Below are 19,132 nucleotides of genomic sequence, written 5' to 3'. Positions count from 1 at the left end.
TGCTCTATGTCCGCAACTGTGCCCCAGGGCGAATGTCTGCTTCTCACTTATGATCGAGCGAAAGAGGACATTCAGCTATCGGCCCAAAGCCCGCTTTCTCAGCGCTTTCGCGAAGAGACGAGCAGCAAGACACCAAGGATTAGGTCGGCGATCAGCGGCACTGCGAACACAAATGATGCATCTCTTATCAAAGCTATCGCAAAGATGATGGTTACACACAGCTTGAAGATGCCAGTCATTCGTGCAGCTTCGACGCTTGCAAGCCTCATCCGGACGAGCACTGCGAGCACTGCGAATGCGCCAGTAAGATTTACGAACAGCATCTCATCCGGTCCGAATTCGCCGAGCGGTCGATCGACGGAAATGGCCTCGCTGATTATTCGCCACAGACTTAGATAGTGGTCGGCCACAAACGGTACTGCGAAAGGCGTCAGAATGACGAGATCTGCAATATTGGCCTGTTTGAACAAACCTTCCCACCAAGGTGATGCTTGATTCATGATTGAAACGCCGCCTGTGCGCTTGCCGTGTTCATGAAGTCCCTGAACAGGATCCACTTCTCGTCCGCCACTGTGATCACATGGACAAAATCGGAGTCGATCATTCGCCCAGTGCTGCGCGCGGTCAAATTAAGATGGCCAGTCACGACGACCTTATCGTCCTCGCAGATAAAGCCTTCGGGATCGAATTGGTGAATATCGACCGAGGAGAGAACCGTTTCGAAAAATCTGCGGCACTCATCCTGTCCCGAATAGAAACCGGCATAGGGTATGACTTCCGGACCATAAAATTCGATCCGCACATTTTCATGGAGAGAGCGCATGATGCGGTCCACGTCGCCTTCGCCAAAGGCCGTGAATACCTCTTCGGTGACTTGCTTAGGTGTCATGATCTTATCCCTTTTCGCCATGTTCAGAAGCTGAAGCCGATTTCGATACCATAGGTGCGGGGCGGTCCCAGAGGCCCCACAAATTCAGCGCCGTAGACTGTCCCTGTAAGGATCTGGTTGGTGAAATAAGTCTCATTTGTGAGGTTCTTGCCAAAGGCAGCGACCGACCAGCGGCCATTTGGCAGCGTGTAAGCCACGCGCGCATCCAGCAGCCCGTAAGAAGGCTCGGAGGCGGCGTCGATATTGAAGATCGTGAAGAAGACCTCGCTTTGCCAAACATAGGAAAGCCGGGCGAGGATCTCGCCACCGTTTCCGGTTTCTCCATCCCATTGCACTGCGCCGCCAAGCTTCCATTCGGGCGCTCTGGGCAAGCGAAGTCCATCGAGATCGCGAACCAGAGATCCCGGCGGCTGATCCAGAGGGGCCGGGCGAAGCGATTCGGTCAATTCGCCTTCTGTGAAGGTCGCGTCGAGATAGGTGGCGTTGGCCTCCAAACGAAAACCGGAGCCGAGCCTAGCAAGCGCCTCAACCTCGAAACCCAGAACTTCTGCTGCGCCGACATTGCGAATAATCGGCTGATTGGCGACGCTGTCTTGCGCTTGGAGGTTGGTGTAATCGTAGAGAAACACCGCTGATGCGACATCGAGCGCGCCATCCAGAAATGAACCCTTGAGGCCCAACTCGTAGGACCAGATCTTCTCGGGCTCGAACGGATCGAGTTGGCTGGAACCGATATTGTAGCCGCCGCTTTTGAACCCGCGCTGGATGGTTGCGTAGAGCAGCACATCGTCACTTGGCGCGAAATCAAGCCCGATTTTGGGCGTGAAGGCATCAAACGATGTCGGGCCGTTGACGGGGGCCACGACGAAACCAAACGGGTCGGGAACCGCCGCGCCGCGCACATCCGTCACCGCATTCGGGAAGAACGCCACCTCAGGAGCGAAGCGAATGTCGGGCTCGATCAGCAACTCGAAGCGTTGCGCCCCATCGCGTTCTTCCCACGCATAGCGACCACCGGCGCGCAGAGTTAGGCGATCAGACAGTGCAAGTTCGGCATCTGCGAAAACGGCAATCGCTTCGGTTTCCTGTTGGCCGCTCAATTGCAGGTTGCAGCACGCCGTTGTCTGCGGGATGTTCACCGGGAAGGGCGGCAACACGCCTGCGTTCTGAAGATCGGTGAACCCTTGGATCAGGATCGGTTCCCAGAAGTCACCGAACACGTCGTTGTCGATGAGATTGTCTTCCCGAAAATAGCTGACCCCAGCGATCCATGAAAAGGCACCGTCATCAGGCGAAGTCAGCTGCGCATCGGCGGTGAATTGCCAATGGTCCTCTGCCCTGCCCACGCGCGTGTTGAACGTATCGGAGAGGTCAAACTCGTTCTGCGAATTCGTCGTGGTCTCGCGATAGGACGTGAGCACTTGCAAGCCGTATTCGCCGATGTCCCAATCCAATTGACCGGTGACGCCCCAAACTTCAACCTCGTTGAAATAGGGCACATCGGCAAACAGGTCTCGCGATTTGCGCGGCGTTACGCGGCCCGCATTTTTGATCCCGAAGTAAGGAAGCGTTTGCTGGCCTTCACGGCTCGCAAACCAGTTGGGCACTTCTTCCGCGTAACCACCACTGGCGAAATAGAAGGCGTTGGCGCGGTCATCCGCTTTGAAATAGTCGCCGGTCAGGGTGAGCATCGCGTTGGTGCCAAGATCAGCCTCAAGGGTGAGCCTTGTGGCGATGTTGCGGGCATCGTCGGCATCCTCTGTCGAGTTATCGGGCCGGATCAAGGTGGCAAAGCCATCTCGGTCCTCGGTCTGCACCGCGATGCGGGCGCGAAGGCCGTCGGCCAGCGGTCCGCCCACACCTCCCGTGAAGCGCACAAGGTCAAAGTTGCCGAGCGTCAGCCGGGCATTGGCCTCTAAGGAGTCGCTCGGGCGGCGGCTCACGATGTTGACCGCTCCGCCCGTCGCGTTGCGCCCATATAGCGTGCCCTGCGGGCCGCGCAGCACTTCGATCCGCTCCACATCGAAGAACGCCGGACCGATCGCAGCCGCCCGGCTCAAAAACGTACCATTGAGATAGGCGGCGGTCGAGCTGTCATTGCCAGCGATGATGGTGGGTGTCCCGATCCCACGAATGAAGATCGAAGTGTCCCCCTGATAGCGCGCGATTTGAACGCCGGGAGCGATCGCGCCGACATCCTCGACCGAGGCGATCGAGCGCTCTTGAAGCACTTGATCGCCGAAAGCGGTGACGGCCAAGGGCGCGTCTTGCAGATCTCCCTCACGCCGCGTCGCGGTCACCACGATCACGTTTTGGTCGACTTCCCGCGTTTCTGTATTCGTTTCGCTGTCTTGCGCCAGCAATGGTACAGGTATGGTAGCGGCGGCGCTTGCGAGCCAAGCCAATGCAATTGTATTCTTCATTTTTCCTCTCCCCTGGTGCCAGCTTTTTCGCCGGTCGAATGATTTTCGGTCGCGCTATTGGCGCGGCACAAATCGCAATGTGTTCTCTGCAAGGCCGTGATTGAGCAGGCTGACGCCTTGCCAACGGGCAGGCGCAGCCCGCTCGATCCGCGCAAACCGTTCGCGCAAAAGCTCGGCTGTTACTTCGAGTTCAAGCTTGGCGAGCGGGGCTCCGAGGCAGCGATGGATGCCGTAGCCAAAGCTCATTTGCCGATTGAGATTGTCGCGGTCGGGATCGAACCGGTCTGGTTCGGGGAACATCGCCGGATCGTGGTTTGCCGCGCCGAAAAACACGGCGACCCAGTCGCCTTGACGGATGCGCGCATCGCCGATTTCGACATCTCTCGTAGCAACGCGAAAAAGGCGTTGCGGTGGGCCGTGATACCTCAGTGTCTCGTTGAAAATACGGCTAAAAAGCGTGGGGTCCTGATCATACTGATCCCAGATATTCGGCTCGTCCGCGAAGACCGCAAAGAGATTTCCGAGATGGAACGATGTTGTCTCTGCACCGGCCACGGTGACCGTGACACAGAAGCGGATGACTTCCTCCAGAGTCAGCCTTTCGCCATCGACTTCAGTATCGAGAAAGGCCCGCAACAAAGGCGCTTCGCTCTCACTTCCCTCACCCCGATGGGCGACATAATCCCTGATGAATTGATCAAAGAACCCGAAAAGCGCGACGTTGCGCGCCTGCCGCTCCTGCGGCGCCAAGTCTTCGGAGAGCATGAAAGCGGTCGCCCAATCGCGTATTTCGCGATCGTGTTTTAGCGGTACTCCCAGCAACGCCGCCATGATCCGGCTCGGCAGCATTGCGCAATAATCTGCCATCACATCCACCGGCTGATTGGCTGGCAAAAACTCGTCCATCGTTGTTGCGGCGAGTGATTTCGCTGTCTCGTGAAGCGCGGCAATCGAGCTGGGCTGGAACACCTTCGCGGCGATTTTGCGAAGCCTAGTGTGCTCCGGACGATCATGATTGACCAGCATTAGCGTCGGTGCGCTTGAGCCCTCTTGCAGACTGTCGCGCGAAGAAAAGCTTTCGTGATCGTAGGCGACCTTCGCCACGTCATCAAAGTTAAGTACCACCCAGGCAGACTGTGGCTCATCGACGCCTGGAACGGTTCCGGGCGGAAAGTCGCGGTATCCAAAATGCGGGCTACCTTCGCGCAACCGATCGTAAACAGGATACGGGTCGGCGATCGTCGATGGCTCATTAAGGATCGACAGATCCTTTTCGCAAATGCGCTCTTCCAACATGCTTCCTCTCAGAACTATTTCCCATGGACAGTTTCTATAGGCAATAGTTTTTGTCAAGAGATGCTGTTTGCAATGCGCGGCTAGATGTGAGTTATTGGCGTATGTACAGAGCGATCAAAAACGTCGAAACCACGGGTAAATCAGCGAGCCGATCGGCTTCGCCAGACTTTCTCAAACTATTCTATCCGTTTCATTATCTGGTGGGGGAGGCGATGGAAAAGTCGCTCCAGGGCAATCGTCTGAGCCACCATGAGGCGGTGATTTTGTGGATGATCCATTCAGAAGGCGCGGATAGAATCAGTCTCCCTCGCAAAGAAATCGAGCGGCTTATCTGCAGCTGGTACGAGCTAGGAAGCCCGGCCGTGACCAAGGTGCTCAAGAGGATGGCAACGCGCGAGAAGCCGCTCCTCACTATTCGCGACAGCTCTAACTCTGGTCGCGAAAAGCAAGTTTCCCTTACGGAAGAGGGCGAACGCGAGGTAACACTGATGATGGATCGTGCGACGCAAACAATTGATCACATAATTGAGGGTTGGAGCGAAAAGGAAACACAATCAGGATTGCGATTCTTAGCGATGGTTGTTGATCGCGTTCAGCAACTCAATCGCTCGGCTGAAGGATAGTCTGATTTGTCGAGCTGCACCGTTTCAGGTAAGTGCGCTACGTCCGCTTTTGCTTTTTCGCACCCGAGAGCAGACAGACCCCTTTCGGCCCAGAAACGGACCTCCTGGCAGTCCGATGGTGATGTCCGAAGTTGGCAAGCTTATGCTAGGCAAGCTTATTTGCGATCCACTCGTCAACCTCGTCTCCAGCCCAAGCCACTGCATGTCCACCCAGCTGCACAGGCTTCGGGAACTTTCCCTCGCTCATCCACCGGTAGATCGTTGAGCGGCCGAGCCCGACCCGGCTTATCACTTCCGGCAGACGAATTAGCCGTGTGACGCGCTGCGGGTCACTCAGCTCTTTCTCCATCGGTTCACTCATGGTGACCTCCTTCAAATTCGTTGACGTCGTCGCCAAGAAGCACGTCCTTCCGCTCAAGCTCATCGATATGATCAGACAGCAAGCGTGCAACTCGGTGCGCGGTGCCTTTTGCCCATCGCGGCCTCACATCCTGCAATCGGCTTCCAAGCTGGTACGCCAATGCGACTGGCATTGCCCTCAGGAAATCTTCAAGAAACCTCCCGATGTCAGTTCCCTGCCACTCAGCTGATTGATCGGCGTCAGTAAGCAGGAACATGGTGAGCGCCTGCTGTGATCGAACGCCGCTCGCCTGCAAGATCCGCGATGCCTCCCCCAGTGTTGCTGATCGCTTTCCAGTAAGTATCCGTCGCAAGGCGTCCTTATGGACCTGCGCACCACGCGCAATATCGCGGCGCGTGCGCCCACTTGCTTCGACCGCGCTTGTCAGTAGCCGCGCCAGATCAGCGCGGGTCTGTTCTTCGGAAAACTGCACCATGTCGGTCACTGCCGATTCCTTTCTTCCTTGGGCTTTGGCTTCAGGAACGGGCTATCGACGTAGGAAGGGTGTAGGAAATAGAAAAGAACATAGATAGAACATATAGGAAGTGCTGAATCAGTCAGTGCTCCTGATTCGCGCGGATTTCGGTAACTTCAACGCACAATCCGGTACGCACTGCGCACTAACCGGCACAAAGCTCTCGATTTGACGGGCTGTCGGCTCAGTTTCTGGTCTTGATCCCTCCCATTGCTGAATTTTGCTTGGTGCAGGCCATCAATTCTCAGTTTCGCTTTTCCTACACCCATACGTTCATAATATGTTCTCACGCCAGAATTATCAAGATTGAGAGATTGCGCAGTGAAAAGCTCGAAAATAGCGATCGGGATAGGTACGCTAGGACTGGCAGTCCCAAGCTGCGCCATCGCGCAAGAATTCCAGATTTTCGATCATGTTATGGGGTCGGTTGAAAGCGCGTCAGACCGACGAGCGGACGTTCAACACGATCCTAGAAGTCAGAAATCGCAGATTGAACGAAGCTTCAAAGAGGCGCTCTACGAGCCTCTGATCCGTCAAGCAGAAGCTCGTCACCGCTTGCCGCCAAGGCTCCTCCAAGCGTTAGTCTGGCAAGAATCACGGTTCAATCCGATGGCAATCAGCCCAGCAGGGGCAGCTGGATTAGCCCAGCTCATGCCAGCAACAGCACGGGAGCTCGGGGTTACCAATCGGCATGACCCCGCTCAAAACATCGATGGCGGCGCAAGATATTTGCGGCAGATGCTCGATCAGTTCGGTGCGATCCATCTCGCATTGGCAGCCTACAATGCTGGCCCAGGTGCCGTATCGCGAGCAGGAGGCATTCCGAAAAATCGAGAAACCCCAGGATATGTGAGAAACGTTATCCGGCGATGGATGGCATACGCCAAACAATGAGCGCGATCTTGAAGAAGCTCAAGAGTTAGCTCGCTTTCAGCAATATCAAGTCACCGCCCAACTTGAGGCTATCAAGATAGTCACTCCACCACTGCGACATCTTTACGCGCTCAGACCAGTGCTTACCTCGATGATAAACACCACGGATCGCATTACTGTCTCCATGCGCGAGCGCGCGCTCAATCGCGTCTGAGCTCCATTTTCCGCTTTCATTGAGCAGGGTAGATGCGGTCGCCCTCAACCCATGCGCGGTGACCTCCTCCTTGCTAAACCCCATCCTTCTAAAGGCTGCGTTCAAAGCGTTTTCACTCATGGGACGTAGACCGGACCGGGCTGATGGAAACACATAACCTGATTTACCCATCATGGTGCCGAGCTCTTCGAAAAGGCTGATGACCTGCTTTGAGAGCGGAACCGCGTGCGCGCGCCGTGCTTTCATCTTGCCTGCTGGGATCCGCCAGACGCCTTCATCAAGGTCAAACTCCGCCCAATCAGCATGCCTCAGTTCACCAGGACGCACAAAAACATGCGGGGCAATCTTCAACGCAAACTTTGTGAGAGTGTAACCTTCAAAGTCGTCGATAGCTCTCAACAGCCCGCCTAGCTTCTCTGGATCAAGAATGGCGGCGTAGTGCGTCGGCTTTGGCGTGATGAGCGCTCCCTTCAACAGCGAAGTTGGATCAGATTTGCACCGAGTTGTCGCCACCCCGTACCGAAATACCCGTCCTGCAAATGATCGACATTTTTTTGCCGTCTCGTGCTTCCCAGTAGCTTCAAGACGCTTCAAAGGCGCGAGCACTTCGAAAGGTTCGATCTCGTGGATCGGCCGATTTCCGATCGCTGGTGCCAGCTTATCAAGAAAGTAGTTCGCCTTGACGATAGTCGCTTCAGCGCGGCCATTCTGAACCATGATCTGCTCTATGTACTCGCGGGCGACTGCCTCGAAAGTACTCGCCGAAAGAAACTCATCCCTAATCTTCTGTTTGCGCTTCTCGACCGCTGGGTCGCCGCCAGAAGCTATGGTCTGCCTCGCTTCCATTGCTAACTCTCGCGCATCCTTGAGGCTAACCACAGGGTAGCTGCCGAGCGACACCTTCTTTTGCGCTTTTCCAATTCGATATCGAAACCGCCAATGTTTGCCACCAGCGGGTGTGACCTCGATATATAGGCCACGCTCGTCAGCGACCTTGTACGGCTTTGCCTTCGGTTTGAGGGCTCGGAGTCTGGTATCCGTCAGAGGCATGTGTGGGCCTTTTCATTTGGGCCTTTTGCAAAAGGCCCACAAAAGGCCCGCAAAAATGTCTGGAACGGCCGAGAACAGATGGGACGATCCGGAACGATCCAAGGGCCAAACCCCTTGGATTTCTGCGGTTTTTATAGATTATCTGAGAGAACAAGGGAAGAACAAATGGTGCCCAGAAGAGGACTCGAACCTCCACGGGGTTGCCCCCACCGCCACCTGAAGACGGCGCGTCTACCAATTCCGCCATCTGGGCACTTTTTCGCGAGCGTCGGTCACAACCTCGCTGGGTAGGCGCGGGCGAATAGCGCCGCTGTTGCCCACCTGTCAACGCATTCCTTTTCGGTCCATTCCAGGTCTTGCCCATTGTCGCGCTTTGACGCATGGGAGCGGGGCATCCGAGACACGCTTTTCCGCGTAACTTTGTCATGCTCCAAGGGATACGAGCCATGTCCAAGACCGACACCCAATCCAGCCCGCTTGCTGGCGCTCTTGTTACCGTTTTTGGCGGGAGCGGGTTTATTGGCAATTACGTCGCGCAGGCGCTGCTTGCTCGCGGAGCCCGTGTTCGCATTGCCAGTCGCAATCCGGAAAAAGGCCACGCGCTCAAGCCGCTCGCCAATCTTGGCCAGCTGCAATTTGCCCATTGCGACATCACGCAAGAGGACAGCCTCAAAGCCTCGCTGCATGAGGCCACGCATGTTGTGAACCTCGTCGGAGATTTTGCGGGCGACCTCACGTCGCTGATGGGAGAGGCTCCCGGCAAAATGGCGAAAATCGCGGCTGAGAATGGCGCGAAGGCCTTTATCCATGTCAGCGCCATTGGACCGGATGCGAACTCCAGCGCTGAATATGCGCGGGCCAAGGCTTTGGGCGAAGAGCGTGTCCTTGCCGCCTTCCCGAATGCCACTGTACTGCGCCCTTCGATCGTGTTTGGCGAGGATGATGGCTTCCTCAACATGTTTGCAGGCATGATCGAGATGATCCCTGTCCTCCCCGTTTTCGGCCCCGATGCGAAGCTCCAACTGGTCTTTGTCGACGACGTGGCCGAGGCGATTGCGGTCTCGCTTGAGAACCCGGCAGCCCATGGCGGCAAGACGTTCGAGCTGGGCGGGCCAGAGCAGCTCTCCATGATGGAGATCAATGAGCGGATCGCCGCCGCCCAAGGTCGCAAGCGTCGTTTCATCGCCATGCCCGATGGCCTTTCCAGCCTGTTTGCCAGTCTGCCCGGCACGCCGATGAGCCGCGACCAATGGACGCTGCTCCAACCCGGCAGCACCGTGAGCGAAGGCGCACTGACCTTTGCCGACCTTGGCATCACGCCGCGTCCGCTGGGACAGTTCCTCGACAAATGGATGCTGCGCTATCGCCGCTTTGGCCGCTTTGGGCTTTCCAACGAGCGGGCAAAGGAACGCGCCAAAGAGCGCCAAGACGAGTCCTGATCGCGCAGCGGGGCTAAACCCGATTATAGGGCTTCTTCCCTCGGCAGAGGGCGAGTTTGACACACTTGGCACACAGTCCAGGGGCGAAAAACGCTCCCCCGCCAGATCGCCTTCAAAAGAGAGAACTGCAAAGGGGTAGGCGCGCATTTCCATGCCGCCGTGATAGCGGTCTCAAAACGAGTAGGAAAATGCGCGGCTAGCGCTTCTGGTCAAAGATGCTCTGCATAGAATGCAAGCAGGTCGGCATTGCCCTTTTCCGCAGGCTCTTCGGCATAGGATGGAGCGTCGGGTACCATCCAGCCGTGGTCGCCGGCATAGACCTCGACGATGGCTGGACGCCCTGCCTCTTCAGCAGCGGTCGCGAAAATCGTCTTGCTCTCAGGGTCTTGTGCATCGTCATCCTGAGCAACTGCGATCAGGAATGCCGCATCCGAACGGTCGAGCGTGCGGTGCGGGCTCAAAGGATCATCCTCGCGCGTGAGGCCGCCTCCGTGGAAGCTTGCCGCCGCTTTGATGCGATCCGGCACAGCCGCTGCGCTCCAGACGGTCAGCGGGCCGCCCATGCAATAGCCGTGGACGCCGATCCCGCGTTCCGTATCGACCGCGTCTTGCGCATCGAGGAAGGCGACCGCTGCGGTAGCGTCAGCGCCGATCCCGTCGGCTGAGAATTTCTCACGATAAGGCCCAACCACGCCGAAGCCGCCCGCTTCGATCAGGCCCGCAAAGTCGGCGAACTGCTCGCCCGCAACGTCGCGGTAATAGGGGTTGAGGACGAGAACGGCATAGCCTTCACCCGCCAGCCGCCGCGCGATGTTGCGCTTGCTTTCTCGGATCGAGGCGATGTCGGGCCAGATGATGACGGCGGGGTGTTTGCCATCGGTCGGATGGACGAAGAACGCATCCATGGTGCCGTCTTGGGTGTCGAAAGTGACCGCGCTTTCGGTTGTTGCGAGAGCCTCTGAACCGCCCTCGCCCTCTTCGTCCGCTTCACCTGGAGCGCAAGCAGCGAGCGCAGCTGCGCCGGTCAGAACGCCGAATTCACGGCGGCCAAGTCGTGCTTTGCTGACGTCTTTCGCCCACTGCGCCAGCTTTGCTTCATCACACATACAATCGCTCCGTTTAGTGTTTGTCAGTTCGGGGTGTGGCTAAACCGCTTCGACCAGCAGGACTGCTCCATCGCTGTCGGTTATCCGCACCTTGGAGCCCTCTTCGGCGTCGTCTCCGCGTGCGAGCCATTCGCTGTCGCCGTGCTTGACCCGTCCGGTGCCGCCAGAGATCGCCTGGACGACAATCGCTTGCTCGCCCACCATGCGGTCACCGCGCTTGTTCATCTTGGGATCGACTTCGGTGATCGGATTGTTGGCGATGTAGCGCCGTCCGGCAAAGACCATGATGAAGGCGAGCGCGACGAAGATGAGAATCTGGATCGGCAGGCTGATGGGCAATGCCCAAGCGAGCAGACCTGTGATCAACGCCGCTCCGCCCAGCCAGATCAGGAACATGCCGGGCACGAGGATCTCGGCGGCGGCCAAGATCAGGCCCAGGCCGAGCCAGAGATAAGGCTCTTCAACCGTGTTGAGCCACTCCATCACTCGCCTCCACTACGGGGGACTGTCGGCCGCATCACTGGCGGGGCGGACGGACGCGGGCTTCCGCCACCTGATCCACCGCCACGCGGGGCCGGAGGAGGCGTCGGAGAGCCGCCACCGTCTCCAAGCGCTTCCTTGGCAAGCTCCCCAATCCCGCCAAGCGTGCCCATCAGCTGGGTTGCTTCGACCGGGAACAGGATCGTCTTGGCATTCGGGCTGGTCGCAAATTGCGAGATCGCCTTGGTGTATTCCTGCGCGACAAAGTAATTGATCGCGGTCGCCCCACTATCCGCAATCGCCGCCGAGACAAACTCGGTCGCTTTTGCTTCGGCCTCGGCTTCACGCTCACGCGCTTCGGCGTCGCGGAAGGCAGCTTCCTTGCGGCCCTCGGCTTCGAGGATGGCGGATTGCTTGGAACCTTCTGCGCGAAGGATTTCTGAGGCTCGGTCGCCCTCTGCCTCAAGGATTTCAGCACGCTTCAGACGCTCCGCCTTCATTTGGCGAGCCATCGCTTCGGAGATGTCGACCGGCGGGCGAATATCCTTGATCTCGACACGCGTGATCTTGACCCCCCACGGCGACGTCGCGTGATCGACCACGGCGAGCAGCCGCGCGTTGATCTCGTCGCGCTTGGACAGGGTTTCATCGAGATCCATCGAGCCCATGACCGTCCGCAGGTTCGTCGTCGTCAGCGCCATGATCGCGGCGTAGAGATTGGAGACCTCGTAAGCGGCCTTGCCCGCGTCCAGAACCTGGAAGAACACGACCGCGTCGACGCCGACCATGGCGTTATCCTTGGTGATGATCTCCTGCCCTGGAATGTCGAGCACCTGCTCCATCATGTTCACTTTCTGGCCGACCAGATCGAAGAACGGGATGAGCAGGTGGAAGCCGGGATCAGCGGACTTGTGGAACTTGCCCAGCCGCTCGATCGTGTAGACATGGCCTTGGCGCACGATCTGCACACCCATGACCAGAAAGACGATGACCAGCAGAACCGCTGCACCCAGAAATACATATACCATCGACTTGCGATCCCCTTTTGCAAATGACGTGGGAGATAACCTAGCGCTCCTGCCGTCCCTGTCCACCCAAACCGGCTCCTCCTTACCGATGGACAAGGGCCCTGAGGTTGGGCAACATGGCTCTCAAGCGGATCGCAAGAATCCGTTTGGGAGAGAGTGACATGGGTAAGATGATTTGGGCCGCGCCGCTGCTGGCGCTCGGGGCTTTGGCGGTTACGGGCTGCGAGGCTTTGACGGACGGCACGGCGGGCGACGGCGTGACGGGTGCCATGCTGGTCGGAGCGGACGCGGACCACGCCAACTGGATCACCCATGGCCGCACCTATGACGAACAGCGCTTCTCCCCCCTTGATGCGATCAACGCAGAGACTGTCGGCGATCTCGGCCTTGCATGGTTCGCCGATATGGACACCGCGCGCGGGCAGGAGGCGACGCCGCTGGTGCTCGACGGCAAGCTCTACCTCACCACCGCATGGAGCAAGGTGAAAGCATTTGATGCGGCGACCGGAGAGCCGCTGTGGAATTACGACCCAGAGGTGCCCGGCGAAACCGCGGTCAAAGCCTGCTGCGATGTGGTAAATCGCGGCCTTGCCACATGGGGCAATTCGCTGTTCCTCGGCACGCTTGACGGGCGGCTAGTCTCCCTCGACCGCGACACGGGCGAAGTCGAGTGGGAGGTCCAGACCACTGATACGGAGGCGAGCTACACCGTCACCGGCGCGCCTCGTGTCATCGACGGCAAGATCATCATCGGCAATGGCGGCGCGGAATTCGGCGTGCGCGGCTATGTCGCGGCCTATTCGGTTGAGGATGGCAGTGAACTGTGGCGCTTCTACACGGTGCCCGATGGCGATGAAGGCGGAGAAGACCCGCAATATCTGCAAGACGCGGCTGAGACATGGAACCGCGACGTTCTCGCCAGTTCTGACGCGATTGGCGGCGGCGGGACGGTCTGGGACTCGATGGCCTACGATCCTGAGCTGGGCCTGCTCTACATTGGCGTCGGCAATGGCTCGCCCTGGAACCGCGCCTATCGCTCTCCGGGCGAAGACGGGACGGGAGAGGGCGATAACCTCTACCTTTCCTCCATCGTCGCGATCCAGCCCGATACGGGCGAGTATGTCTGGCACTACCAGACCACCCCGGGAGAGACATGGGACTACACGGCAACGCAGCACATCATCCTCGCCGATATGGAGATCGAAGGTGAAGAGCGCGCGGTTCTGATGCAGGCGCCGAAGAACGGCTTCTTCTATGTCCTCGACCGCGCTACCGGGGAGTTCATCTCTGCCGAGGAATACATCCCGCAGAATTGGGCGGAAGGCATCGATGAAACAGGCCGCCCGATCTTCAATCCTGAAACGCGCATCGACGTGACCGGACAGCCTGCTCTGGTGATGCCTGGACCTTTGGGCGGTCACAACTGGCATCCGATGGCGTTCCACCCGGGTGAAGGGCTCGTCTACATCCCCGCTTTCGAAGCCGCGATGGTTTACGCACCCGAGGCCGACTGGAAGCCCGACACAGCGCGCGGCTTTAACGTGGGTTTTGACTTGGGCGCTGGCGACCTGCCCGCGGACCTCGGCTTCAGGCGCGAGGTTTATGGCACGGTCAAAGGCAAGCTGATGGCGTGGGACCCTGTGGCCCAAGAAGCGCGCTGGACTGTCGAGTTCCCCGGCCCCTGGAATGGAGGCTTGCTCGCCACGGGTGGCGGCTTGGTCTTCCAAGGCAATTCATCGAGCGAATTTGCTGCCTACAGCGCGGCGACCGGCGACAAGCTGTGGAGCTTTGCCGCGCAAACAGGCGTCGTTGCGCCTCCGATCACCTACTCCGTCAATGGCGAGCAATATGTCGCCGTCCTTGCCGGATGGGGGGGCGCTTATGCGATCACCGCTGATGGCCACTTGATCAACAATCAGGCCCCGGTACGGAACATCTCCCGCCTGCTGGTCTTTAAGCTGGGCGCAGATGCCGCACTGCCGGACATGCCGGAGCTTGTGAACCTGCCGCTCGACCCGCCACCCAGCCGCGCTTCGGCTGAGACGATCGCGTTGGGACAGGTCAAATATGCCCGCTATTGCGCCGTGTGCCATGCGCCGGGAGCCGTGGGGTCGACCGTGCTGCCTGACCTGCGCCGTACCGGTACGCTCGGCAATGCGGGCAGCTGGCAGGCAGTCGTGCAGGAGGGCATCCTCAAAGATAACGGCATGGTCAGCTTCGCAGATTCCCTCACCAGGGAGGAAAGCAACGCGATCCGCGAATATGTCATCCATCGCGCGAATGAGGACAAGGCGCTGGAAGCTGGCGACGGAGAGCAAGTCGCGCGGCGCTAGCATGAGCGCCGATCCTACCGATATCCGCAACTGGCAGCGGCGGCCTGATGGGATCACCACTTCGGGCAAGCTGGAAGCCCATGACCCCGCGCGCCTCGCAGCCATAGGCGTGCGCCATGTCATCAACTTGGCGCTCGACGATCATCCCGAGGCGCTGGCGGACGAGGAGACGCTACTCGCTGCACAAGGGATCGCCTACACACATATTCCGGTTCCCTTTGACGCACCGAATCCCGCCCATGTCGAGGCGATGCGGGAGGCAATGGAGCAGGCCAAGCGCCCCTTACATATCCATTGCATCATGAATTACCGGGTCGCGGCGTTTTTCTACTTGCTCGATCAAGCTGCTGGTCTGTCCGAGCAACAAGCAAGGGAGCGGATGGCGCAAGTCTGGGACCCTATCGCCAGTGATGACCCTCGCGTGGCGCCATGGAAAGACCTGCTCGGCGCATAAGAATAGGGCTCGCCGTTAGGCTTGGGCGCGCCTTACGCGGCGAAGAAATTGAGCTCCAAAAGCACGTTGTTGGGATCAGTCGTAAAAATCTGTGTGAGGCTGATCGCGGGCACCTCATTGATGGTGAAGTCCGCGCCGCGCGCCTCTAGCCGCGCTTTGACCGTCTCAAATCCCTCGCACCGCAGCGCCACGTGATGGATCGCCCCGGTTGCCGCGCCCGGTTCCAGCGGGCGTTTGTAAGTGCTGGGAAAATCGACCGAATTGATGTGCAGGATCGCCTGACCCTAACTGTCATACATCCAACGCACCTGATCTGGTCGCATGGATGGAGGGCCGTCGCGTTCCTCCAGGTCCAGCAGCTCGGCAAAGAACCGCGCTGTTTCGCCAAGCTTATCGGTGACGATATTCACGTGGTCGAGGCGTTGAACGATCATGTTACCCCCTGAACACAACAGTTCGGTTGCCATTGAGCGCCACGCGCTCTCCGCAGAACAGGCGCACGGCTTCGGCGAGGACGCGGCGTTCAATGTCGCGGCCCTTGCGGACCAGCTCACCGGGCGTGTCGGCATGGGTGATCCGCTCGACATCCTGATGGATGATCGGGCCTTCGTCCAAGTCAGCGGTCACGAAATGCGCGGTTGCGCCGATGATTTTCACGCCGCGCGCATGGGCCTGGTGATAGGGCTTTGCGCCCTTGAAGCCGGGCAGGAAGGAGTGGTGAATGTTGATGCAGCGGCCGGCAAAGTGCGCACTCTGTTCGTCCGAGAATATCTGCATATAGCGCGCCAAGACGACCAGTTCCGCATCCAGCTCGGCCGCGATTTCACGCTGACGGGCTTCGGCCTCTGGTTTGGTTTCTTTGGTGACCGGCACGTGGTGGAAGGGAATGTCACCAATATCGGTCCGGCCCGAGGCCAGCACAACATCGCGCGGATGGTTGGACACCACGGCCACGGGGTCGATATTCAGCTCTCCCGTGCGCCAACGATAGAGCAGATCAGCGAGGCAGTGATCCGCCTTGCTCACCATGATCAGCACACGGCGCGGGCGGTCCTGTTGCGCGATTTTCCAGCGCATCGCCATTTGCTCAGCGAAGATCGAGAACTCGGCCTTGAGCGCGTCGAGGCTTTGCAGACCGGCCTCAAACACGACGCGCATGAAGAAGCGACCCTCTCCGCCTGCATCCGTGCCATCACCGAATTGCTGCGCATCGAGGATGTTGCAGCCGCGCTCGAACAGGAACGCGGTCACGCGCGCAGTGATGCCCGGCTGGTCGGCACAGTCGAGCGTCAGGATAAGGGGGGAGGATGGGTCTTTGGTCATTGGCTATCCCCACCATAAACAATCCGCACCGCATCCGCTGCCTGTTTTGCCAGCGCGCGTGCCTCATCGGTGTCGCCGCCGCGAGCCAGAGCAACACCCATCCGGCGGTAAACGCGCGTGGTGGGTTTGCCGAAGATACGCACATCGACACTGGGGTCGATGGCGAGCGCTTCGTCTACCCCCTCAAAGGTGAAATCGGCGCTCTCCCGGTCTGCGAGGATTACGGCAGAGGCACTGGGCTGCGCGGCGATTGTCTGAGGCACTGGAAGGCCCATGATCGCGCGCGCGTGTAAGTCAAACTCGGTCAGGTCTTGCCCTGCTGATGTAACCATGCCGGTGTCGTGCGGGCGCGGAGATAGCTCGGAGAAGATCACCTCTTCGGCACCATCTTTTCCTTTGGCAACAAAGAACTCGACGCCGAACAGACCCCAACCGCGGCCCTTGCCTTGGAGAGCCTCGACCACGATGCGCGCCATATCCTGCGCTTTGGCGAGGGCGGCGTCTGACATAGCGGCAGGCTGCCAGCTCTCCTGATAATCGCCGCGTTCCTGACGGTGGCCGATGGGCGGGCAGAAGGTGAAGCCGGCTTTGTGACGGACGGTCAGCAGAGTGATCTCATAGTCGAAGTCGATGAACTGCTCGACAATCACCCGCGCCCGGTCGCCGCGCATATTAGCGCAGGCCATCTCCCAAGCGGCTTCCAGATCGCTCGCCTGATCGACCTTGCTCTGACCCTTGCCCGAAGAAGACATGACCGGCTTGATCACACATGGGAAGCCTGTGAACTCCGCTGCATCGCGCACTTCATCAAGGCTGGTGGCATAGCGATAGCGCGAGGTCGTCAGCCCCAACTCCTCCGCCGCCAGATCGCGGATCGCGTCGCGGTTCATGGTCAGCTGAGCCGCGCGCGCGGAGGGGATAACGTTGAAGCCCTCTGCCTCAAGCTCCGCCAACTTCTCCGTCCGGATCGCTTCGATCTCGGGCACGATGTGGTCCGGTTGATGCTTCAGGACAGCGGCGCGCAACGCCTCGCCATCAAGCATCGAAAACACCTCACAAGCATCCGCCACCTGCATCGCAGGGGCCTGCCGATAGGCGTCACAGGCAATGACCCGCGCGCCCAACCGCTTGGCAGAGATGGTGAATTCGCGGCCAAGCTCGCCAGAGCCCAGAAGTAGGATCGTGGATGTGAATGCCATAGCCACACGCGACTAAAGCGGCGTCGGGCATGCGGCAAGCCTATAGCGTGTCGAAAAGACTAGGCCGCGTAACGCACCCCCGTATCGCCGCCATGGGCGTGGCCTGCGCCCGGCGCACCGGTTTGATCAAGGCCTAGCTTGAACGAGCTGACCGTCCGTGTGCCTTCTGCGGTCTGGTCGGAAAGACTGCGCGCGGCCGCTGTGCACTGCTCTGCCATCGCAGCATTCTGCTGCGTCATACGGTCCATATCGTTGACGCTTGCGTTGATCTCGCTGAGCTTGTCAGCCTGCATCTCTGCCGAGCGGGCAATCCCGCTGATCGCATCGCTGAGCGAAGTGATCCGCTCCGTCACATTGCCAAATGCGCTGCCTGTGTCTCGCACCAGCCCCGCGCCCTTGGTCACCTGTTCCGAGCTGGAATTGATCAAGGCCTTGATGTCAGAGGCCGCTTCGGCACTGCGCAGAGCCAGCGCCCGCACTTCGCTGGCGACCACTGCAAAACCCTTGCCCGCATCGCCTGCACGGGCCGCTTCGACCCCGGCATTCAAAGCCAGCAGGTTTGTTTGGAATGCAATCCCGTCAATCAGCGAGATGATCTCTGAAATCTTGTTGGAGGATTCCTCGATATGCGCCATCGCGTCGACCGCCTGTGCAACCACTGCGGTCCCTTGCTGGGTCTCTCCATCGGCACTCTTGATCAATTGTCGCGCGCCATCAATCGTCCTCGCAGTGTCCTGCACTTCGCTAGTAAGAGTGCCGAGCGACGATGCCGTCTCTTCAAGACTGGACGCCTGCTGTTCAGTCCGGCGGGCAAGATCATCCGAAGCAGAGCGGATCTCTTGAGAGCTGACCGTGATTGCCCCCATCCCTTCTGCGACCGAAGAAAGCGCCGTACGCAAAGAGCCAACCGCGCGGTTGAAATCGTCTTCCACTACCGCAAATTCGGCAGGAAGCTGCTCTGTAGCATGAGTAAGATCACCCTCCGCCAAGGCCGAAAGGGCATCGCCCAACTTCTGAATGACAGCGCGAACATTCTCGTCATTCTTTGTATTGTACGTTGAGATCGCGATTTCTGTGTCGAGCATGGCAACGCTGACCAGCAAATTTAGATCACGCGCAAGCTTGCGCCGGCTAGGAAGGAACCGATTAAAGCCGGACAGCACCATCTCATCAATCAGCACGCGCAGGATGGCGGCATAGCCGCCAACATACCATCTCGGCTCCAGTCCGATCCTCGCATGGGTCAGACCCACGCGGTTTGCGCGGTCGAAGTAGTCGTCGTTGAGACCATTTTCAAAAATGTCGAGCCAGTGCTGCTCCTGCAGCTTTTTGGCCTGCGCAATGTGCGCCGAATCGCGGAAAAAGTTCGACAATTGTGGGATGCCAGAAAGTTTCTGGTAGAACGCGTCAAGCGAGCGACCCATGCCGCGCTTGAGCATTTTCTTCACTGACGCATTTGCCGATGCAGACACTTTCCGCAGCTCGAAGAAATCGAGTTTTGCCAAATTGTCGTTGTCATTCATCACT

General features: G+C 58.8%; 20 protein-coding genes and 1 tRNA gene. 5 read left to right on the top strand and 16 right to left on the bottom strand.

The genetic code is table 11. The annotated features are described in order from the left end of the window. Positions 1 to 98: 98 nt before the first annotated feature. From AC0V6X_RS15030 to AC0V6X_RS15015, 4 genes are read right to left on the bottom strand one after another with little or no spacing between them, the layout of a single operon-like run. On the bottom strand, positions 99 to 500 hold the full coding sequence (locus AC0V6X_RS15030) for a hypothetical protein (RefSeq protein WP_486185352.1): 402 nt from the start codon (positions 498 to 500) through the stop codon (positions 99 to 101). Further along, positions 497 to 889, bottom strand: a complete 393-nt coding sequence (locus AC0V6X_RS15025) for a nuclear transport factor 2 family protein (protein WP_486185351.1) — start codon at positions 887 to 889, stop codon at positions 497 to 499. Before AC0V6X_RS15025 ends, AC0V6X_RS15030 begins: the two co-directional genes overlap by 4 nt. Before the next feature lie 23 nt (positions 890 to 912). Next, the gene (locus tag AC0V6X_RS15020) at positions 913 to 3,312 is read right to left on the bottom strand and encodes a TonB-dependent receptor (RefSeq protein WP_486185350.1); all 2,400 of its coding nucleotides are present in this window, start codon (positions 3,310 to 3,312) and stop codon (positions 913 to 915) included. A 54-nt stretch (positions 3,313 to 3,366) separates the two neighbouring features. Next, the gene (locus AC0V6X_RS15015; RefSeq protein ID WP_486185349.1) at positions 3,367 to 4,608 is read right to left on the bottom strand and encodes a cytochrome P450; all 1,242 of its coding nucleotides are present in this window, start codon (positions 4,606 to 4,608) and stop codon (positions 3,367 to 3,369) included. A gap of 86 nt (positions 4,609 to 4,694) precedes the next feature. Between AC0V6X_RS15015 and AC0V6X_RS15010 the strand changes: the two genes are divergently transcribed. Beyond that, on the top strand, positions 4,695 to 5,231 hold the full coding sequence (locus AC0V6X_RS15010; RefSeq protein ID WP_486185348.1) for a MarR family winged helix-turn-helix transcriptional regulator: 537 nt from the start codon (positions 4,695 to 4,697) through the stop codon (positions 5,229 to 5,231). A gap of 145 nt (positions 5,232 to 5,376) precedes the next feature. Here the strand turns inward: AC0V6X_RS15010 and AC0V6X_RS15005 are convergent, their stop codons facing one another. Together AC0V6X_RS15005 and AC0V6X_RS15000 are read right to left on the bottom strand one after the other, a co-directional pair. Further along, positions 5,377 to 5,592, bottom strand: coding sequence for a helix-turn-helix transcriptional regulator (locus tag AC0V6X_RS15005; protein WP_486185347.1), 216 nt, complete (start codon positions 5,590 to 5,592; stop codon positions 5,377 to 5,379). After that, the gene (locus tag AC0V6X_RS15000; protein WP_486185597.1) at positions 5,585 to 6,067 is read right to left on the bottom strand and encodes a helix-turn-helix domain-containing protein; all 483 of its coding nucleotides are present in this window, start codon (positions 6,065 to 6,067) and stop codon (positions 5,585 to 5,587) included. The genes AC0V6X_RS15005 and AC0V6X_RS15000 overlap by 8 nt, the downstream gene beginning before the upstream one ends. A 360-nt stretch (positions 6,068 to 6,427) precedes the next feature. Here AC0V6X_RS15000 and AC0V6X_RS14995 point away from each other — a divergent pair, with 360 nt between their 5' ends. Continuing rightward, positions 6,428 to 7,000: a transglycosylase SLT domain-containing protein gene (locus AC0V6X_RS14995; protein ID WP_486185346.1), complete on the top strand. Its 573-nt coding sequence runs from the start codon at positions 6,428 to 6,430 to the stop codon at positions 6,998 to 7,000. Positions 7,001 to 7,025: 25 nt separating this feature from the next. Here the strand turns inward: AC0V6X_RS14995 and AC0V6X_RS14990 are convergent, their stop codons facing one another. Then, positions 7,026 to 8,243: a tyrosine-type recombinase/integrase gene (locus AC0V6X_RS14990; protein WP_486185345.1), complete on the bottom strand. Its 1,218-nt coding sequence runs from the start codon at positions 8,241 to 8,243 to the stop codon at positions 7,026 to 7,028. Positions 8,244 to 8,409: 166 nt separating this feature from the next. Next, a tRNA-Leu gene (locus AC0V6X_RS14985) sits at positions 8,410 to 8,496 on the bottom strand. A 193-nt stretch (positions 8,497 to 8,689) separates the two neighbouring features. On the opposite strand from AC0V6X_RS14985, the gene AC0V6X_RS14980 reads away from it, so the two are divergent. Beyond that, the gene (locus AC0V6X_RS14980) at positions 8,690 to 9,682 is read left to right on the top strand and encodes a complex I NDUFA9 subunit family protein (protein ID WP_486185344.1); all 993 of its coding nucleotides are present in this window, start codon (positions 8,690 to 8,692) and stop codon (positions 9,680 to 9,682) included. 209 nt (positions 9,683 to 9,891) lie between these two features. Here the strand turns inward: AC0V6X_RS14980 and AC0V6X_RS14975 are convergent, their stop codons facing one another. From AC0V6X_RS14975 to AC0V6X_RS14965, 3 genes are read right to left on the bottom strand one after another with little or no spacing between them, the layout of a single operon-like run. Continuing rightward, positions 9,892 to 10,788 (bottom strand): dienelactone hydrolase family protein, encoded by an 897-nt coding sequence (locus tag AC0V6X_RS14975; RefSeq protein WP_486185343.1) that lies wholly within the window; start codon positions 10,786 to 10,788, stop codon positions 9,892 to 9,894. 39 nt (positions 10,789 to 10,827) lie between these two features. Continuing rightward, positions 10,828 to 11,271 (bottom strand): NfeD family protein, encoded by a 444-nt coding sequence (locus AC0V6X_RS14970; RefSeq protein ID WP_486185342.1) that lies wholly within the window; start codon positions 11,269 to 11,271, stop codon positions 10,828 to 10,830. Next, the gene (locus tag AC0V6X_RS14965) at positions 11,271 to 12,296 is read right to left on the bottom strand and encodes an SPFH domain-containing protein (RefSeq protein WP_486185341.1); all 1,026 of its coding nucleotides are present in this window, start codon (positions 12,294 to 12,296) and stop codon (positions 11,271 to 11,273) included. Before AC0V6X_RS14965 ends, AC0V6X_RS14970 begins: the two co-directional genes overlap by 1 nt. 161 nt (positions 12,297 to 12,457) lie before the next feature. Here AC0V6X_RS14965 and AC0V6X_RS14960 point away from each other — a divergent pair, with 161 nt between their 5' ends. Both AC0V6X_RS14960 and AC0V6X_RS14955 read left to right on the top strand, forming a co-directional pair. After that, a complete protein-coding gene (locus tag AC0V6X_RS14960; RefSeq protein WP_486185340.1) occupies positions 12,458 to 14,629 on the top strand; it encodes a PQQ-dependent dehydrogenase, methanol/ethanol family in 2,172 nt (723 codons plus the stop codon). 1 nt (position 14,630) lies between these two features. Beyond that, the gene (locus tag AC0V6X_RS14955; RefSeq protein WP_486185339.1) at positions 14,631 to 15,083 is read left to right on the top strand and encodes a protein tyrosine phosphatase family protein; all 453 of its coding nucleotides are present in this window, start codon (positions 14,631 to 14,633) and stop codon (positions 15,081 to 15,083) included. A gap of 32 nt (positions 15,084 to 15,115) precedes the next feature. On the opposite strand, the gene AC0V6X_RS14950 is transcribed toward AC0V6X_RS14955, so the two are convergent. The 5 genes from AC0V6X_RS14950 to AC0V6X_RS14930 form a co-directional block, all read right to left on the bottom strand. Further along, on the bottom strand, positions 15,116 to 15,274 hold the full coding sequence (locus AC0V6X_RS14950; protein ID WP_486185338.1) for a VOC family protein: 159 nt from the start codon (positions 15,272 to 15,274) through the stop codon (positions 15,116 to 15,118). A 93-nt stretch (positions 15,275 to 15,367) separates the two neighbouring features. Continuing rightward, positions 15,368 to 15,517, bottom strand: a complete 150-nt coding sequence (locus AC0V6X_RS14945) for a hypothetical protein (protein WP_486185337.1) — start codon at positions 15,515 to 15,517, stop codon at positions 15,368 to 15,370. Position 15,518: 1 nt separating this feature from the next. Then, positions 15,519 to 16,406 carry a formyltetrahydrofolate deformylase gene (purU, locus tag AC0V6X_RS14940; protein ID WP_486185336.1) on the bottom strand — a complete coding sequence of 296 codons (888 nt, stop codon included), beginning with the start codon at positions 16,404 to 16,406 and terminating at the stop codon, positions 15,519 to 15,521. After that, positions 16,403 to 17,605 carry a formate-dependent phosphoribosylglycinamide formyltransferase gene (gene purT / locus AC0V6X_RS14935; protein ID WP_486185335.1) on the bottom strand — a complete coding sequence of 401 codons (1,203 nt, stop codon included), beginning with the start codon at positions 17,603 to 17,605 and terminating at the stop codon, positions 16,403 to 16,405. The genes purU and purT overlap by 4 nt, the downstream gene beginning before the upstream one ends. Positions 17,606 to 17,664: 59 nt before the next feature. Then, positions 17,665 to 19,128, bottom strand: coding sequence for a methyl-accepting chemotaxis protein (locus tag AC0V6X_RS14930; protein ID WP_486185334.1), 1,464 nt, complete (start codon positions 19,126 to 19,128; stop codon positions 17,665 to 17,667). Positions 19,129 to 19,132 lie beyond the last annotated feature (4 nt).

The sequence above is a fragment of the Erythrobacter sp. S267 genome (assembly GCF_057365045.1).
The sequence above is the reverse complement of the archived record's forward strand: the minus strand, read 5'-3'. Positions and strand labels throughout refer to the sequence as shown.

Bases quoted from the DNA above. Each gene is read 5' to 3' on its own strand.
- AC0V6X_RS15030 (WP_486185352.1), bottom strand. From the start codon at position 500: ATGAATCAAGCATCACCTTGGTGGGAAGGTTTGTTCAAACAGGCCAAT.
- AC0V6X_RS15025 (WP_486185351.1), bottom strand. From the start codon at position 889: ATGACACCTAAGCAAGTCACCGAAGAGGTATTCACGGCCTTTGGCGAA.
- AC0V6X_RS15020 (WP_486185350.1), bottom strand. From the start codon at position 3,312: ATGAAGAATACAATTGCATTGGCTTGGCTCGCAAGCGCCGCCGCTACC.
- AC0V6X_RS15015 (WP_486185349.1), bottom strand. From the start codon at position 4,608: ATGTTGGAAGAGCGCATTTGCGAAAAGGATCTGTCGATCCTTAATGAG.
- AC0V6X_RS15005 (WP_486185347.1), bottom strand. From the start codon at position 5,592: ATGAGTGAACCGATGGAGAAAGAGCTGAGTGACCCGCAGCGCGTCACA.
- AC0V6X_RS15000 (WP_486185597.1), bottom strand. From the start codon at position 6,067: ATGGTGCAGTTTTCCGAAGAACAGACCCGCGCTGATCTGGCGCGGCTA.
- AC0V6X_RS14990 (WP_486185345.1), bottom strand. From the start codon at position 8,243: ATGCCTCTGACGGATACCAGACTCCGAGCCCTCAAACCGAAGGCAAAG.
- AC0V6X_RS14980 (WP_486185344.1), top strand. From the start codon at position 8,690: ATGTCCAAGACCGACACCCAATCCAGCCCGCTTGCTGGCGCTCTTGTT.
- AC0V6X_RS14975 (WP_486185343.1), bottom strand. From the start codon at position 10,788: ATGTGTGATGAAGCAAAGCTGGCGCAGTGGGCGAAAGACGTCAGCAAA.
- AC0V6X_RS14970 (WP_486185342.1), bottom strand. From the start codon at position 11,271: ATGGAGTGGCTCAACACGGTTGAAGAGCCTTATCTCTGGCTCGGCCTG.
- AC0V6X_RS14965 (WP_486185341.1), bottom strand. From the start codon at position 12,296: ATGGTATATGTATTTCTGGGTGCAGCGGTTCTGCTGGTCATCGTCTTT.
- AC0V6X_RS14960 (WP_486185340.1), top strand. From the start codon at position 12,458: ATGGGTAAGATGATTTGGGCCGCGCCGCTGCTGGCGCTCGGGGCTTTG.
- AC0V6X_RS14955 (WP_486185339.1), top strand. From the start codon at position 14,631: ATGAGCGCCGATCCTACCGATATCCGCAACTGGCAGCGGCGGCCTGAT.
- AC0V6X_RS14945 (WP_486185337.1), bottom strand. From the start codon at position 15,517: ATGATCGTTCAACGCCTCGACCACGTGAATATCGTCACCGATAAGCTT.
- purU (WP_486185336.1), bottom strand. From the start codon at position 16,406: ATGACCAAAGACCCATCCTCCCCCCTTATCCTGACGCTCGACTGTGCC.
- purT (WP_486185335.1), bottom strand. From the start codon at position 17,605: ATGGCATTCACATCCACGATCCTACTTCTGGGCTCTGGCGAGCTTGGC.
- AC0V6X_RS14930 (WP_486185334.1), bottom strand. From the start codon at position 19,128: ATGAATGACAACGACAATTTGGCAAAACTCGATTTCTTCGAGCTGCGG.